Source organism: Roseibium sp. ROS1, from assembly GCF_054658215.1.
Genome location: NZ_BAAGIG010000002.1, coordinates 279,836 through 293,870, shown reverse-complemented (window position 1 = coordinate 293,870; position 14,035 = coordinate 279,836). Strand labels below are relative to the sequence as shown.

The window sequence follows — 14,035 nt, the reverse complement described above, 5'->3', positions numbered from 1 at the left end:
TGACTTTGGAGGACTTTGACACAACCTATCCGGCCGCAACCCTTCAGCCACCAACCGGATAGATCTGTTCTTCTTGCCGCTCTGGCAGCCCCCGCAAACAGCGGTGTTAGCGGGGTGCCATGCGGATTGCGCCGTCGAGACGAATGGTTTCGCCGTTCAGCATGTCGTTTTCGCAGATGGATTTGACCAGCTTCGCATATTCGGTCGCCTTGCCGAGGCGCGAAGGGAACGGAACTTGTTGGCCAAGCGAATCCTGGACCTCCTGTGACAGACCCAACAGCATGGGCGTCTCGAAGATGCCCGGTGCGATTGTCATGACACGAATACCGGACTTGGAAAGGTCACGGGCGACAGGTAACGTCATTCCTGCAACCCCTGCCTTGGAGGCTGCATAGGCCACCTGACCGATCTGGCCATCGAAGGCAGCAACCGAAGCCGTGGAAACGATCACACCACGTCCACCGTCCGCCGTGACGGGCTCCAGCGCGGCCATGCCCGTTGCTGCAATCGACAGGCACCGGAAAGACCCGATCAGGTTGACGGAAATCACCTTCTCGAACATGTCCATCGGGTGAGGTTCGCCGCGAGACGTCGTCTTCGCCACAGGTGCAATACCGGCGCAATTGACCAGGATCCGCTCCTGACCGTGGGCTGCGCGCGCCTTTTCGAAACCGGCTTCGACGCTCGCCTGGTCAGTCACATCGACATCGGCAAAGACGCCGCCAATTTCTGCAGCGACCTGTTCCCCCTGACCGGCATCGCGATCGAACAGCGTTACCTTGACGCCTTCGGCCGCGAGCATGCGCGCGGTGGCGGCTCCGAGCCCGGATGCACCGCCTGTCACGATGGCTGAAAGTGTTGAGTCCAGTTTCACAGAAACCTCCAAACGGATGCAATTCATTGAAATCAATGAATTTAATCTACTCAATTGACGATTAGGTCAATTTTGAAGGCAAATTGGCCCAGATTGACGGTTCGGTCAAGTGTTTCGGTATTGACCAAAAAGGCAGTTCGGCGGGCCTCCAACGGCCTATCTGGCCAGAACCACCAGGTCGACAGGACGCTTGATACCTTGGACTGCCGCATCCGACCTTGCTTCGATCAAGGGCAGGTCGTGCCCCTGTGCAACGGCCAGATCAAATGTCGCCTTGTCTGTCAGCGCCTTGGTTCCCTGGCTCTTGTTGGCGTCTTCCAGCTTGGCAGCGCAGTTGACGGCATCACCAATCACCGTGAATTCCAGGCGCTCCCTGGAACCGATCACACCGACCGTGACCGGCCCGGCGGCAGCCGCTGTTCCAATGCGCAATTGTCCCGGCCAGCCGGCGTCCCTAAAACGCTGCTGTTCCCGCTCCACAGTTTCCACCAGACGTTTGGCCGCTCGTAGCGCATCGGCGGCGTAGGTCGTTGAGGGATAGACAGCGCCGAAGGTTGCCAGGATGCCGTCACCCAGAAACTTGTCTACCCGTCCTCCTTCCTCAACGATCACATCAACCGCCAGGTTCTGGTACTCGGCCAGGACCGCCAGCACAGTTTCCGGAGGCAGAGTGGCGGAGGTGGACGTAAAGGAACGGATGTCGGCATAAAGAATGGCGGCATCGCGCAAGCTTCCTTCGCCGGCCTGCAACTCCGTGTCTGCTCCGGTGATAGAGGCCGCAACTTCCGGCGAGAAGAAACGGCTCAGATCCATTGCAGCCGCGTGATCTTTCGAAGCCTCGAACAGCATCGACCGTCCCCTGTAGAGGGCAACGGACAGAATGACCGTCACGGCCAGGATGACCATGGTCTTGTCCAGTTCGGCACCAATCAGGATGGTGTTGCCTGTCAGGTAGTCGACATAATTGCGGGTCACGCGCATGTGGTCCATGTCTGCGAACACTGCATAAAACACCAGTCCGAGCCAGCCAGTGACCGCCACAAGGCCTGTGGTCAATACGAAACGCGGATCGAACCGCAAAGCCCTTAGCCCGATGAAGAGGAAGACATACATCAAGGTTGGGGTTTTCAGATAGAACGTCGGATGCTGGCCGTATTGAATGTGAAACGAAAAGATCAGCCCGACGAGGAGCGCCATGTCGACACCGATCGACACAAACAGATACCAGCGCGGCAACTCAAACCTGTACGACAGCACAAGCCGAAGGACGGTGAACAGAAAGTAGGCTGCAAGGGCAATCGGCACGAAGTTGAAACCGGCCGATCCCTCAGCCCTTGGTGCAATGGCGTAAAGCAGTGAAAAAAACAGCACGAGCCCAAGCTGGACCCAGCCTATCAGGCGCTCGGAGGACGCTTCTCGGGCACGGATTTCGGCCCTGACCCGTTCCGGAATGCCGGTATCCGGAGGTCCGCCTTGCAGGATGTAACGCAGTGTCTGGGATATGGTGGTCATCTCGCCGCCGATAAGACGTTGCTCGTGCGCGGATTTTCCACCGGCACCGCGAATTGCGCAAGCGACCCCGCGGTAAAGTGAGTGGACGTGAGCAGGCCCTTACCGGTTGCCTTGCAAACGCAATTGCTCAACACTGCGCACAAGTTCGGCTTGACGTCGCGACCCGGTCTTGGAGAGCGCAGCCTTGATCTGGTTGCGCACGGTATAAATGCTGATCTCACGGTCCTGGGCTATTTCCGCCGGTGTCCGGCCATCTGCGAGCTTCAGGACCGTTGCCGCTTCTGCCGGGCTGAGACCAAGCTTCTTCTGCATTTGAGCCAGGAACGTATCGCTGCCAGCTTCGGGCCTGACCGCCAGAAGTACTGCAGAGACCGCCTTGTTCATGAAAACACCGAAGGGCGTCTTGTCCAGATCACCCAGTTGCAAACCTATTGAGCGACAGGTCCAGTTCCTGCCTCTGCCGTCCCTTGCCTGCCAGTTCCGAAACACATCGAAACCACCCATGGATTGAAGCTGCACGAAGCCAGCGAACCTGCCTTGATCCTCTTCGGACCGGAAATGCAGACGCCTGTCGAAACCACAACCGACAAGAGAGCCTGAGGCCAGGAGCTTTTGCGCCTCCGCGCAGGCATAGTGGATCCGCATCGCGGTATCGATCACTAAAATCGCCGTTCCAGATCCCATGAGATGCTGTTCAGCAGCCCATTTCTCGAAGGTCAGTCCGGAGATGGTCCGATTGATTTCCAGTGACTGACGGATGACCGGGGCGAGTTGCGCGCACAGGCGAAGCCAGTCGTCTTCGTATTTGTCGCGATCCTTCGAGCGCATGTTGCCACCGAGCAGGAACATGCGATCGCCATCCAGCGCCAGCATCGACCCACCGCCACCGGTAATATCTTCAAGCGGCAACAAAAGGTCGGTGTAGAACTGGGTCTTTTTCAGCGTTTCAGGTCGGCACAGCTGATGGGTTGATACGACGTCTCCCACCTTGCAGGTGGCAAAGTTGGCAGCAAACGGGTTCTTGTCCGCGTAGTGCTCGTCGTAGAGTTCCAGAATGTACGGGTCGTATCCTGACGAAAAGGTGAGCGGTGTGGCTTTGGTCAGGTCGTCGTAGCCGATCAGCTGCGTGCATACGCGCGTACCAAGGCTGCAGCTCAGCGTGTCGAGAAAAACCTGCCACCGCCCAGGATCCAGTGCCGCCGATACAGCAAGGTTCGACAGCCTAATCAATTCTTCTGCTGCGACAGCCAACCCTTCCCCCCGGGAGTTCTTGCGGCATCACGCCAGTAAACGAAATCGGGCAGACCAGATTGACGCTTCGGCTGCCGATAAGCGCGCTCCGCCTCGCGAAGCGCCACCTCAATACATATGCAAAAACCGGAGGCAGCGCGTTAACATTGATCAAGTTCCGACCATTTCTTCATCACGCCAGTCTGCAGAGGCCGGCACAGGTCCAAATACTGACCAACCATCCGCCCTTCCCCAGCTGCGGAAAATACATATTTATAGTCCAAATGGACCATGCAAGTAATTCCTACACCCTGTAAACAACTATTGATCGTATCCGGCAGGCACGAGTGACGGCATTTCAAGTCGCAAGCGTTTGTTTTCCGGCGGCAATCTCGGGATTCCCGCATTCCAGCAACCGGCGATCGATCTATTTTTAAGCCTTATTGATTTTTTGGGCGGCTATTTGAGCCGCCCTTTTTTTATTATTGAAACGAGGCTTGTCTGGCAGGGCGGTGCTTACGGCTTGAGGGTCATGCCTTCGCTGGCGACCAGCGTTCCGGGATAAGCGTTTTGAGCGGCGAGACCTATTTCATCGAGCTCGTCGTCGGACCTGCGCGGATCATGATGGAAGAGAACGGGGGTCTTTACGTTGCCGGCCTTTGCCAGCTCGACAGCCTTCTGCCAGGTGGAGTGGCCCCAACCCTTGTAGGTGTCGTATTCGTCGTCAGTGAACATGGCGTCATAGATCATGACGTCGGAATTGCGCACGAAATCAGGTAGAGCTGCATCAATTTCCGGATCGCCATGTTCGTGATCCGTGATGATGCAAATCGATTTGCCCTTAAATTCGAAGCGGTAACCACACGCTCCACCGGGGTGGTTAAGCCGCGTGGTGCGGATGACGAGATCATCGGTGCGCGGGATCAGGTCTCCGGCATTGAAGGACTTGAACTCGACCGCCTTCAACGTCTTGGCCGCCACAGGGAAGATCGGCGGCGACATGATCCGGCTGACGATGTCAACGAGGCTGGTTTCGTCCTGAAAGTGTCCGGCCCAGGCAGTGACGGAGAAGCTCGGATCATAGGCAGGTTTGAAAAAGGGAAGACCGCAGATGTGGTCGAGATGGGTGTGGGTGAAGAGCAAATCGAAGGTTCGTGTCTTGCACCCGCAGATTTCCACGCCCAGATTTCTGGCGCCGGAACCGCAATCGACCAGAACCAGTGCGTCGCCGGCCCGGATCTCGAAACACGACGTTTCGCCGCCATAGCGGAGTGTGCTCGACCCCGGCGTCGGGGTGGACCCTCTGACGCCCCAGCAACGAAGCGAAAATTCCTCAGCCACGTGTTACTCCCTAACCGCTGGCAGCCCCTCGACGTGCGTCGGCAAGATCCCGGGTCGTCCGTTCAAGCCGCAGCGCCAGTGTCCGCATCACCTCCAGCGAGATATCCGGAAATTCTTTCAATAGTTTCAAGAAATCGTCTTTCGAAACAGTGAGAACATCCATGTCATTCGCTGCGACCAGTGTCGCGGTTCTTGGTACGTCGCACAGAATAGCGATTTCGCCAACAATTGAATTTTCCGAAACCTGCGCTACTTTTTTTTCGCCCTCAGGCGTGTCGACCAGAACATCCGCATCGCCGGACAGGATGATGAAGGCGCAATCGCCTTCTTCTCCCTGAGAGCAAAGACGTTCGCCGGAGGGGTACTCGGTCCGATCACTGATGAAGGCCAGAAGCCTCAACTTGGTCTCGTCGATCCCGCGGAACAATGGCACCTTACGGAGTGCCTCGACTTCGGTTTCAAGTGTCATCTTCTTCTCCCGCGCCCGTTGTTTTTTTGCTCCGACCGAACCGACTCGCCCGGCCGGTCCCCGCAGACCGGTTGCCCACCTATTGTCACACCCACCGTCTTACCCTTTTTCTGAAAGCCGTCCTTGATCCAGAATGAAGCGCTGATCGAATTCAGCTGCTATTTCGGCATTGGACGTGCCGAACAGGAATGTTTTGCCGGACAGGATTTGCCTCAAGCCTTCGCGAAGCGTCTTGTCCTCGTCCGTCATACCGGTGGCGATATCGTCCAATATGGTGATTTTTGCGTTTTTCAGAAGACCGCGGACCAGTGCGATCTTGCGGCGCTGGCCGGCAGACAGGCGCGAACCGGACACACCGACGTGGTATCCGTAGCCCGCATAGATGATCGGGCGCCGCAAACCGGTTTCCTCGACAATGGTGCGGATAACATCGTCGATACGCCGCCGGGCATCCCGGCGGTCGACGCGTGCACGCCCGAACAGGAGATTGTCCTCGATGGTCAGCGGCGGCAGATAGACATCCGGATCGAAGGCAACGAAGTTGTCGCTGTTCTTGACGACCTCTTCCAGGAACGTCTGGCGGGCGCTGATGATATCGCGCTTCAATTCGTCGGTCATGACACCCAGACGATGCCGGGCGGGGACCAGCTTGAAGGCGAGCCCGGTCAGACGTGACCGATCGGCGTCTGTCAGGCCCGGGCGTGGCTGATCGGACTTGGCGATGCGGACAATGCGCTCGAAATCCGGAATCTCATCCAGCGTGATGAAGGAGTAAGCCCCGAGCAGACCGCTGTCGCCGGAAACATTGGAGAACAGTTCCAGCATGGTTTCGGCAATCTTGAGGCCGATTTGCTGAAGCTTCTGATCGAAGCCCGTTTCCGCCAGGAAGGCCTTGACCTCATCGAGGTCCGGCACCTGGTCCATGGTGATTTCCGGATCGGCCGGCACGGCAAAGAACAGGTTGTCCGCCAGGCTGGCACTCGCATTGAAGCGATCGCGATGCCACAGTTCGACCAGGCCACCAAGTTCGGGTTCGTGGGCAATGCGCTCGGCGAGTGCCTTGCGCACGTTCAGGATCTTGTCGGCAAAGCTATCGTCCATGGTCGGATCGAACCGCGACTGCAGACCGAGCCGATAGATGTCCTTGTCGATCTTGACGGTTTCGAGCAGTTCAAGCGCCCTAGTGTCGAGTTCTTTCTCGTTGCTGACACCCGCGGCAGCGAAATCGTCCCAATCGGCCGCAAGGTCATACGTTGGGTTGCGTGTTTCCTTGGCTTCGGCAAGCCGCCGCTTGTAGTTCTTCAGGCTTTCCCCCTCCCGCTGGGGCGGAACGAGCGGACGGTGGCGCAAACCGTAATAGAGGTTGTCCCGGATCGTTCCCGTCCAGACATGCACTGCCCCGCCGACATAAGCGATTTGCCGGCCGAGAGTGGCGTCCGTCAGCTTGTCGAGATCGTGGCTGCCGATGCAGACCTTGCCGGAGACGGCCGCAACGAGCCCGGCGGCAAGCTGCAGGACCTCCGACCTTCCGGATCCGTCCGGACCGACAATCGCGCAAGCACTGCCGGACGGAACGGTCAGCGAAACGTCAACAACCTCCTGCCCGGCCGCACCGCCGGAGAAATTGACATTCTCGAGCTTGACGTCGCCGGAAAGGTCGACCGTATCGTCCGAGGTCAGGCGCTCCTTGTCATAGATATCCGACGGGTCGAAGTTTTCGACAACAGTCTGATACTTGACGCTGACGTCCGCAGTCATCTGGTAGAAGGAAAGCAGCTCTTTCCAGGGACCAGCCAGATCCTTGTAGGCCGCGATGACCGCCAGCAGGGCACCGATGCTCAGATTGCCCTGAATGACCAGATACCCGCCGATCAGGTAGAAGAAGAACGGCGTCAGCTGGTTCATGAAGTTGTTCAGGAACTTGATCAGGAATTTCCGGTTGAAGATGTCATACCGGATCTTGAAGTTCTCGTAGAGGCGGTCGGAGATATCCGCCGAATGCCAGGCCGCCGCGTCGTTGGCATGGATTTCGGCAACGCCCGTGATGCTCTCGCCAACCTTGTCGGCAATGACGCGGATGTTGCGCACCCGCTGCCGGGACAACAGCACCACCTTGCGCTGCAAGAGCGGGATCACATAGCCCTGGATGGGATAGGAACTGATGGCAGCAAGCCCCAGTAGCGGGTCCTGCATGAAGATGAAGCCGATCTGAACGATCAGCATGCCGCCCTGGTAGGCAGGCAGCGCAAAAGCTTCACCAATGTAACCGCCGACATCCTCCACTTCCGACGTGATCATCGGAATGATTTCGCCTGAACTGACCTTTCTGAAATGCGGCAAGCGGAAGCGAAGCACCCGCTGGAACAGCTCGAACCGCAGGCGCCGGAGCATGCGTTCGCCGAGACGTCCCTTGTAGACGTTGAGATAGAATTTCAGCCCGTTCGAAACGACGACCAGAAACAGGAAGGCAAAACACAGAAGAAGAAGATATGGAACTTGATCGAAATCGACGCCAAGGATCGTCCGCGGAAAATTGTCTCCCTGGACGGCATCATTGACAATCAGTTTTGGCAGTTCGAGAAGGACATAGACCACCGGGTATGTGAGTACGGTGACCATGAGAATGAAGATTTGCTGTCTGGCGCTGTATTTCCAAATAAAACCGAAAAGGCTCTTTTCCATAAGCTCATCCAAACAGACAAGGATCAAATATGTGCAAGCAGATCATATTTGGTATATTAGCGATCCGAGTTAGTTGCGCCAGCCGGGATTAACATTTGCCACAACCGCTTTAAAAGGGTCCGCAGACCGTTCCTTGTCGAAAGTCCCCTGTCAAGAAATATCCGCACGTGACAAGGGCCAATCAATTGAGACATAAGCCTTTCGGGGCAGTTTTACAAATTTAGGGGCAGTATGAGTTCCAAGACGCCGAAGATCCTCATTTACAGCCACGATTCCTTCGGGTTGGGCCATCTCAGACGCTGCCGGGCCATTGCGCAATCCCTGGTCGGGGACTTCGATACGCTGTCTGTCCTGATCCTGTCCGGCTCCCCGATCATCGGCAGTTTCGAGTTTCGCTCCCGTGTCGATTTCGTTCGCATTCCCGGCGTGATCAAGTTGCGCAACGGCGAGTACACGCCGTTGTCGCTGCATATCAACATCGACCAGACGCTTGCGATCAGGTCATCGATCATCGAACACACTGCCAAGGTGTTCGATCCGGACATCTTCATCGTCGACAAGGAACCGCTTGGCCTGCGTGGGGAAGTGCTGCGGACGCTGGAAGCCCTGAAGGATACCGACACCCAGCTCGTACTTGGCCTGCGCGATGTCATGGACGACCCGAAGGTGCTGAAGGAAGAGTGGGACCGCAAGAACGTCTATCCGGCCCTGCGCGACCTTTACGATGAAATCTGGATCTACGGACCGGAAGATATCTGTGATCCGCTGGAAGGCATCGACCTGCCGCAATCGGTGCGCGACAAGCTGCGCTATACCGGTTACCTGCGCCGTGAGCTGCCGAAATCGGCGCTCGAAAATCCCGCACCCGCGCCGTTTGACGAAGAACCCTATATCCTGGTGACGCCAGGCGGCGGCGGTGATGGCGTTGAAATGGTCGACTGGGTGATGCGCGCCTACGAAGCCCGGCAGCGTCCGCTTTTCCCGGCCCTGATCGTGCTTGGCCCCTTCATGCCGGCGGCCGCCGCAACCCAGTTCAGCGAGCGCGCCGAACACCTGCGCGACGTCGAGATCATCCGTTTCACACCGCAGATCGAACCCTATCTTGCCAATGCCACAGCCATTGTCGGCATGGGGGGCTACAATACGTTCTGCGAGATCCTGTCCTTCGACAAGCCAACCCTGATGGTACCGCGTGTCATTCCGCGCCGGGAACAGGCTATCCGGGCTGAGCGAGCCGAACAAAGCGGCCTCTTGAAGGTGTTGCCGATCGACCAGTATCCGGATCCCGACCTGATGGCTGCGGCCTTGTCCGAACTTCCGGGCATGGCTTCGCCTTCGGCAGCCGGCGTCGACAATCTGCTTGGCGGTCTGGATATCATCTCCAACCGCGTTGGAGAAATCTTCGACGAACAGCAGGCAGCCAGCCGGAAGCTGGTCAACTTCTGACCATCGCCACCCGCAAATCGCATTCTTTCAAGGGCTGACCGATGTCCCGTATCGCCGTTGTGGTCAAAGGCTATCCTCGCCTGTCCGAAACCTTTATCGCCCAGGAAATGCTTGGTCTGGAGCGGCGAGGTATCGAGATCCTGATCGTTGCCCTGCGCAAGCCGTACGACCCGTACATTCACGATCTGCACCGGCAGATTTCAGCAGAAGTCATGTATCTGCCGGAATACGTGAAAGACGACCCGGCCCGGGTTGCCCGTGCCAAACGCTGGGCGGAGAATCAGCCGACCTTCGAGGCTGCCAAGGCTCTGTTCGATGCCGATTTCGAGCATCAACCCAACGCCGACCGGCGACGCAGGTGGGCTCAGGGTTGCGTCTTCGCCCATGAACTGCCGGAAGACGTGACCTGGATCTACACCCACTATCTGCACACCCCCTGCTCCGCCTCGCGTTATGCTGCGCATCTATCCGGCCGCAAATGGTCTTTCTCCGCACACGCCAAGGACATCTGGACCAGCCCCGACTGGGACCTGAAAACCAAGATCAACGATGCGGCCTGGGGCGTGACCTGTACCGCAGTCAATGCCGAACACCTGAAAGGCCTTGCCGAGGATCCGGACAAGATCGAGCTGCTTTATCACGGCCTCGACTTTTCCGGCTTTCCGGAGCCCAAGACCAAAGCCACGACGCGTGATGGCAGCGGTGAGCCCGTGCGCCTGGTTTCCGTTGGCCGGGCCGTAGAAAAGAAAGGCTATGACGACCTTCTGGATGCTCTTGCAAAACTGCCTGTGGCTCTCAACTGGCACTTCACCCATATCGGCGGCGGAGACCTTTCCGAGCACCTGAAGGCACAGGCGGATGCGCTTGGACTGTCGGACAGGATAACCTGGCGGGGGGCGCAGCCGCGCGAGGAGGTGATCGCCACCTGCCGCGAAGCGGATCTCTTCGTCCTGCCATCGAAGCTCGCGAAATCCGGGGACCGCGACGGCCTGCCCAATGTCCTGATGGAAGCCCAGTCCATGGGCATCTGCTGCCTGTCCACCAAGGTTTCGGCGATACCCGAACTGATCCTCGACGGTGAAACCGGTGTGCTTGTTACCCCTGGCGCACCAAAGGAACTGGCCGAGGCCATGCAGCGCCTTATTACCGCCCCCGAGACCCGTCACGGTCTCGGCCTTGCCGCGGCCACGAGGGTCAGAACAACGTTCTCGACAGACCCCGGCCTCGACCGCCTTGCAGACAAGTTCCGCAAAGTCCTCTAGGCAGAACGCCAGGAAAACCATGAAAATTGCCTTCACTGCCCCGATGAAACCCCTGGATCATCCGGTCCCGTCCGGCGACCGGACCATGGGACGGTTGATCGTGAAGGCTCTGGAAAGTCTGGGGCACGAAGTGACGATTGCCAGCCGTTTCAGGTCCTGGCGCAAGGATGGCAGCGACGACATTCAGTCAGAGGTACGGAATGAGGCGCTGGCAGAGGCAGACCGGATAAGCGCCGACTGGCAACAATCAGGCTATCGGCCGGATCTTTTCCTGACCTATCATCTCTATCACAAGGCGCCGGACTGGATCGGCCCGGCGCTTGCCGACCGGTTCAACCTTCCCTATGCGATCGTTGAAGCCAGCCGTGCGCCGAAACGGCAGCAGGGTGACTGGGCCTTCGGGTTTGCCGCTGCGGATGAAGCCTTGAAGCGCGCCGATGCCGTTGCCGCCATCCACAACGCTGATGCCGAATGCCTTGCGGCGGTCGTGCCGCATCGTTGCCTGTCGGTCCTGCTGCCGTTTCTGGATGCCGATCCCTTTCTCGCCGCATCGACCAATGCCAAGCCGCTTGCGGCAAGTCCTTTGAAACTGCTCTCCGTGGGCATGATGCGCGAAGGCGACAAGCAGCGCTCTTACGAAGTGCTTGCCGCGGCACTGGGTGAACTTCGGGACCTGCCCTGGCATCTGACGCTCATCGGCGACGGCCCGATGCGCGAGCAGGTCCTTGCCCTGTTTCCACCCGAACGAATTACCTGGCTCGGCGCCCTTGCCGGTGACGACCTGCCAGCTCAATACGCGCGGCACGACCTTTTCGTCTGGCCTGCAATCCGGGAAGCATTTGGTCTCGTGTTTCTGGAAGCACAGGCAGCGGGCGTCGGCGTGATTGCCGGTGACACCTTCGGTGTCCCCGACATTGTCCGTGATGGCGAAACCGGATTGCTGTCCCCCGAGGGCGATGTATCCGCACTTGCCGCCAACCTCAGCCGAGCCATGCGGGAACCGGCGCTTGTGGACAGGCTTGGCCTGGCAGCCCGCCACCACATCCTTCATTTCCACACGCTTTCGGCAGGCGCTGCCCGGCTGGAAGCACTTGCCGAAAAGGCCATGCGGAACCACTTGAGCCGCCGGGAGACGAAAGACGCATGAGCTTCAAGGCCCTCATACATGTTCAGCATCTGCTCGGGACAGGCCATGTCGTGCGCGCCGCTGCCATCGGCAAGGCTCTGGCCGCCGAAGGCGTTGAGGTGACACTTGCCAGCGGCAACACAATACCGCCGACACTCGACACCGGATCACTGAAGATTATCGAACTGCCAGCCTGCAGAAGTCCGGACGCGACCTTCAAGCGTCTTGTGACTTTGGACAATGAAGATATTGACGATGCTTGGAAAATCGCCCGCGTTAAAGCATCGATTCAAGTTCTTGAGGCCGACGACTTCGACCTGCTCCTGACCGAGACCTACCCCTTCGGCCGTCGCCAGCTTGACTTCGAACTGGCCCCTCTTCTGGAAACCGCCAAGGCAAGCAGCAAGGTCCCGCTGATTGCCACATCCATTCGCGACATTCTGGTGCGCAAGAAGCAGCTCTGGAAAGAACGCTGGATGGCGGACCAGGCGCTGAAATTCTACGACCGGATCCTGATCCATTCCGATCCGGACTTCATCCGCCTTGCAGACAGTTTCCCCTTTGCCGAGGAGGTCGACCATCTGGTTCGCTACACCGGTTATGTCGGCGGCGATCCACGGCCTGCTGTGGAAGGACCGGACGGCGAGGACGAGGTGATCATTTCCTGCGGTGGCGGCGCCGTTGCCGAAAGCCTGCTGTCGGCGGCACTGGAAGCCAGACCGCTGTCGCGCCGCGCGGAAGACACGCCGTGGCGAGTGCTGATCGGTCACGACATTTCCGACGACGCCTTTGCCATTTACCGGCAAAGCGCGGTGGATGGCGTCATTGTCGAGCGCGCACGGCGCGACTTTCCGGACCTTTTGAAACGGGCGCGCCTTTCCGTCAGCCAGGCAGGCTACAACACCGTGCTCGACATTCTTCAGGCTGGTGTTCCGGCTGTCTTCGTGCCCTTTGCCCAGATCAACGAGACCGAACAGACGCAGCGCGCGGAAGCGCTTGCCGGCCATGGACGGGCGATCGTTACGCCGGAAGCAGACCTCACACCAGAGCGGCTTGCCGCTGCCATTGACGATGCGCTGGCTCTTCCGCGCAGCAAGCACAGCGTCCGCCTGGGCGGGGCGGAGGAAAGCGCCCGTGTCCTGCTTCAAGACCTGAAAGACCGGATGTCATGACCACTGACCCGCAGCGCTTCCGGCAAGAGCTTACCGATCATCTCGACTGGTTTGCCGAACGCGGCCGCAAGGTCCGCTTCTGGTGGCGCGATGACGACGCTATCGAACCGACACCAGCTCTTGAACGCATGTTGTCGCTTGCCAACACCCACAAGGTCGATCTGGCTTTCGCGGTCATCCCCAAGATGGCGACAAAAGCCCTTTCAGATCGGTTCGCCGACCAACCACATGCGCTGGTTCTGCAACACGGCTGGCAGCACAAGAATTTCCAGCGGAAGGACCTCGGTGAAAAGGCAGCCGAGCTTGGTTCCCGGCGGGATCCGGACGACCTGATGGCCGAGCTCAAGGCAGGTCATGACCGCCTTCAGGAGCTCTTCGGCGACAAGTTCGTGAAGGCCATGGTGCCTCCCTGGAACCGGATCGATCCTGAAATCTCCCGTCGCCTGCCCGGTATCGGCCTGTCGGGTCTTTCTACCTTCACCTGGCACAACTTTCCGCGTGCGCATCAGCTCCAGTCGCACATCGACATCCTGAAATGGAAAAAGCAGGTGCGCTTCATCGGCTGGGAAAGTGCGCGGCTGCGCTTCGACCTGCAGCTTACCCGCCGGCGCAACACCGGCGCCGAGCCGGTCGGCCTCCTGACGCACCATCTGGTGCATGACGACGGATGCTTCGAGTTTCTGGAGATCTTTCTGGAGATCGCCGCTCATCATGAAGGCGCTGAATGGCCGGACGTGAAAAGCCTCTTTAGCGAGAACGGTTCCTGGCCGTTCGGGTGAGAGCCTCTGTCTGAGGCGAGGGGCGTCAAACGAGCACAAATTATTCGTCTCCCCGGCCAAGCGCCGCGCAGATCCGGAACTTACTCCCTGCGGCCGCCCGGGGTGACCTTTTAGGGGTGATCTACTCCTGCCAGATTGTCTG

11 protein-coding genes are annotated in these 14,035 nt (G+C 58.7%); 5 read left to right on the top strand and 6 right to left on the bottom strand.

Annotated elements, in window-relative coordinates:
- Window positions 1-106: 106 nt before the first annotated feature.
- The 6 genes from ACYQ6M_RS09555 to ACYQ6M_RS09530 all read right to left on the bottom strand — a co-directional run bounded on the left by ACYQ6M_RS09555 (window position 107) and on the right by ACYQ6M_RS09530 (window position 8,108).
- On the bottom strand, window positions 107-901 hold the full coding sequence (locus ACYQ6M_RS09555; protein WP_460073495.1) for an SDR family NAD(P)-dependent oxidoreductase: 795 nt from the start codon (window positions 899-901) through the stop codon (window positions 107-109).
- Between the two features lie 129 nt (window positions 902-1,030).
- Complete coding sequence (locus tag ACYQ6M_RS09550; protein ID WP_077290366.1) at window positions 1,031-2,386, bottom strand: adenylate/guanylate cyclase domain-containing protein; 1,356 nt, start codon at window positions 2,384-2,386, stop codon at window positions 1,031-1,033.
- 99 nt (window positions 2,387-2,485) lie between these two features.
- The gene (locus tag ACYQ6M_RS09545; protein ID WP_460073493.1) at window positions 2,486-3,637 is read right to left on the bottom strand and encodes a helix-turn-helix transcriptional regulator; all 1,152 of its coding nucleotides are present in this window, start codon (window positions 3,635-3,637) and stop codon (window positions 2,486-2,488) included.
- Window positions 3,638-4,132: 495 nt separating this feature from the next.
- The gene (locus tag ACYQ6M_RS09540; RefSeq protein WP_022997784.1) at window positions 4,133-4,957 is read right to left on the bottom strand and encodes an MBL fold metallo-hydrolase; all 825 of its coding nucleotides are present in this window, start codon (window positions 4,955-4,957) and stop codon (window positions 4,133-4,135) included.
- Between the two features lie 10 nt (window positions 4,958-4,967).
- Complete coding sequence (locus tag ACYQ6M_RS09535; protein WP_006931293.1) at window positions 4,968-5,426, bottom strand: cyclic nucleotide-binding domain-containing protein; 459 nt, start codon at window positions 5,424-5,426, stop codon at window positions 4,968-4,970.
- A 99-nt stretch (window positions 5,427-5,525) separates the two neighbouring features.
- The gene (locus tag ACYQ6M_RS09530; RefSeq protein ID WP_460073490.1) at window positions 5,526-8,108 is read right to left on the bottom strand and encodes an ABC transporter transmembrane domain-containing protein; all 2,583 of its coding nucleotides are present in this window, start codon (window positions 8,106-8,108) and stop codon (window positions 5,526-5,528) included.
- 231 nt (window positions 8,109-8,339) lie between these two features.
- Here ACYQ6M_RS09530 and ACYQ6M_RS09525 point away from each other — a divergent pair, with 231 nt between their 5' ends.
- The 5 genes from ACYQ6M_RS09525 to ACYQ6M_RS09505 are packed head-to-tail and all read left to right on the top strand — an operon-like array spanning window position 8,340 to window position 13,893.
- Window positions 8,340-9,554 carry a glycosyltransferase family protein gene (locus ACYQ6M_RS09525; protein ID WP_022997787.1) on the top strand — a complete coding sequence of 405 codons (1,215 nt, stop codon included), beginning with the start codon at window positions 8,340-8,342 and terminating at the stop codon, window positions 9,552-9,554.
- Window positions 9,555-9,595: 41 nt separating this feature from the next.
- Complete coding sequence (locus ACYQ6M_RS09520; protein WP_460073488.1) at window positions 9,596-10,816, top strand: glycosyltransferase family 4 protein; 1,221 nt, start codon at window positions 9,596-9,598, stop codon at window positions 10,814-10,816.
- Between the two features lie 19 nt (window positions 10,817-10,835).
- Window positions 10,836-11,963, top strand: a complete 1,128-nt coding sequence (locus tag ACYQ6M_RS09515) for a glycosyltransferase family 4 protein (RefSeq protein ID WP_460073486.1) — start codon at window positions 10,836-10,838, stop codon at window positions 11,961-11,963.
- On the top strand, window positions 11,960-13,114 hold the full coding sequence (locus ACYQ6M_RS09510) for a glycosyltransferase family protein (protein ID WP_168687957.1): 1,155 nt from the start codon (window positions 11,960-11,962) through the stop codon (window positions 13,112-13,114). Before ACYQ6M_RS09515 ends, ACYQ6M_RS09510 begins: the two co-directional genes overlap by 4 nt.
- Entirely contained in the window at window positions 13,111-13,893 is a 783-nt protein-coding gene (locus ACYQ6M_RS09505; RefSeq protein WP_460073484.1) for a polysaccharide deacetylase family protein, read from the top strand. The genes ACYQ6M_RS09510 and ACYQ6M_RS09505 overlap by 4 nt, the downstream gene beginning before the upstream one ends.
- Window positions 13,894-14,035: the final 142 nt, after the last annotated feature.

Bases quoted from the DNA above. Each gene is read 5' to 3' on its own strand.
- ACYQ6M_RS09555 (WP_460073495.1), bottom strand. From the start codon at position 901: ATGAATTGCATCCGTTTGGAGGTTTCTGTGAAACTGGACTCAACACTT.
- ACYQ6M_RS09550 (WP_077290366.1), bottom strand. From the start codon at position 2,386: ATGACCACCATATCCCAGACACTGCGTTACATCCTGCAAGGCGGACCT.
- ACYQ6M_RS09535 (WP_006931293.1), bottom strand. From the start codon at position 5,426: ATGACACTTGAAACCGAAGTCGAGGCACTCCGTAAGGTGCCATTGTTC.
- ACYQ6M_RS09530 (WP_460073490.1), bottom strand. From the start codon at position 8,108: ATGGAAAAGAGCCTTTTCGGTTTTATTTGGAAATACAGCGCCAGACAG.
- ACYQ6M_RS09525 (WP_022997787.1), top strand. From the start codon at position 8,340: ATGAGTTCCAAGACGCCGAAGATCCTCATTTACAGCCACGATTCCTTC.
- ACYQ6M_RS09520 (WP_460073488.1), top strand. From the start codon at position 9,596: ATGTCCCGTATCGCCGTTGTGGTCAAAGGCTATCCTCGCCTGTCCGAA.
- ACYQ6M_RS09515 (WP_460073486.1), top strand. From the start codon at position 10,836: ATGAAAATTGCCTTCACTGCCCCGATGAAACCCCTGGATCATCCGGTC.
- ACYQ6M_RS09510 (WP_168687957.1), top strand. From the start codon at position 11,960: ATGAGCTTCAAGGCCCTCATACATGTTCAGCATCTGCTCGGGACAGGC.
- ACYQ6M_RS09505 (WP_460073484.1), top strand. From the start codon at position 13,111: ATGACCACTGACCCGCAGCGCTTCCGGCAAGAGCTTACCGATCATCTC.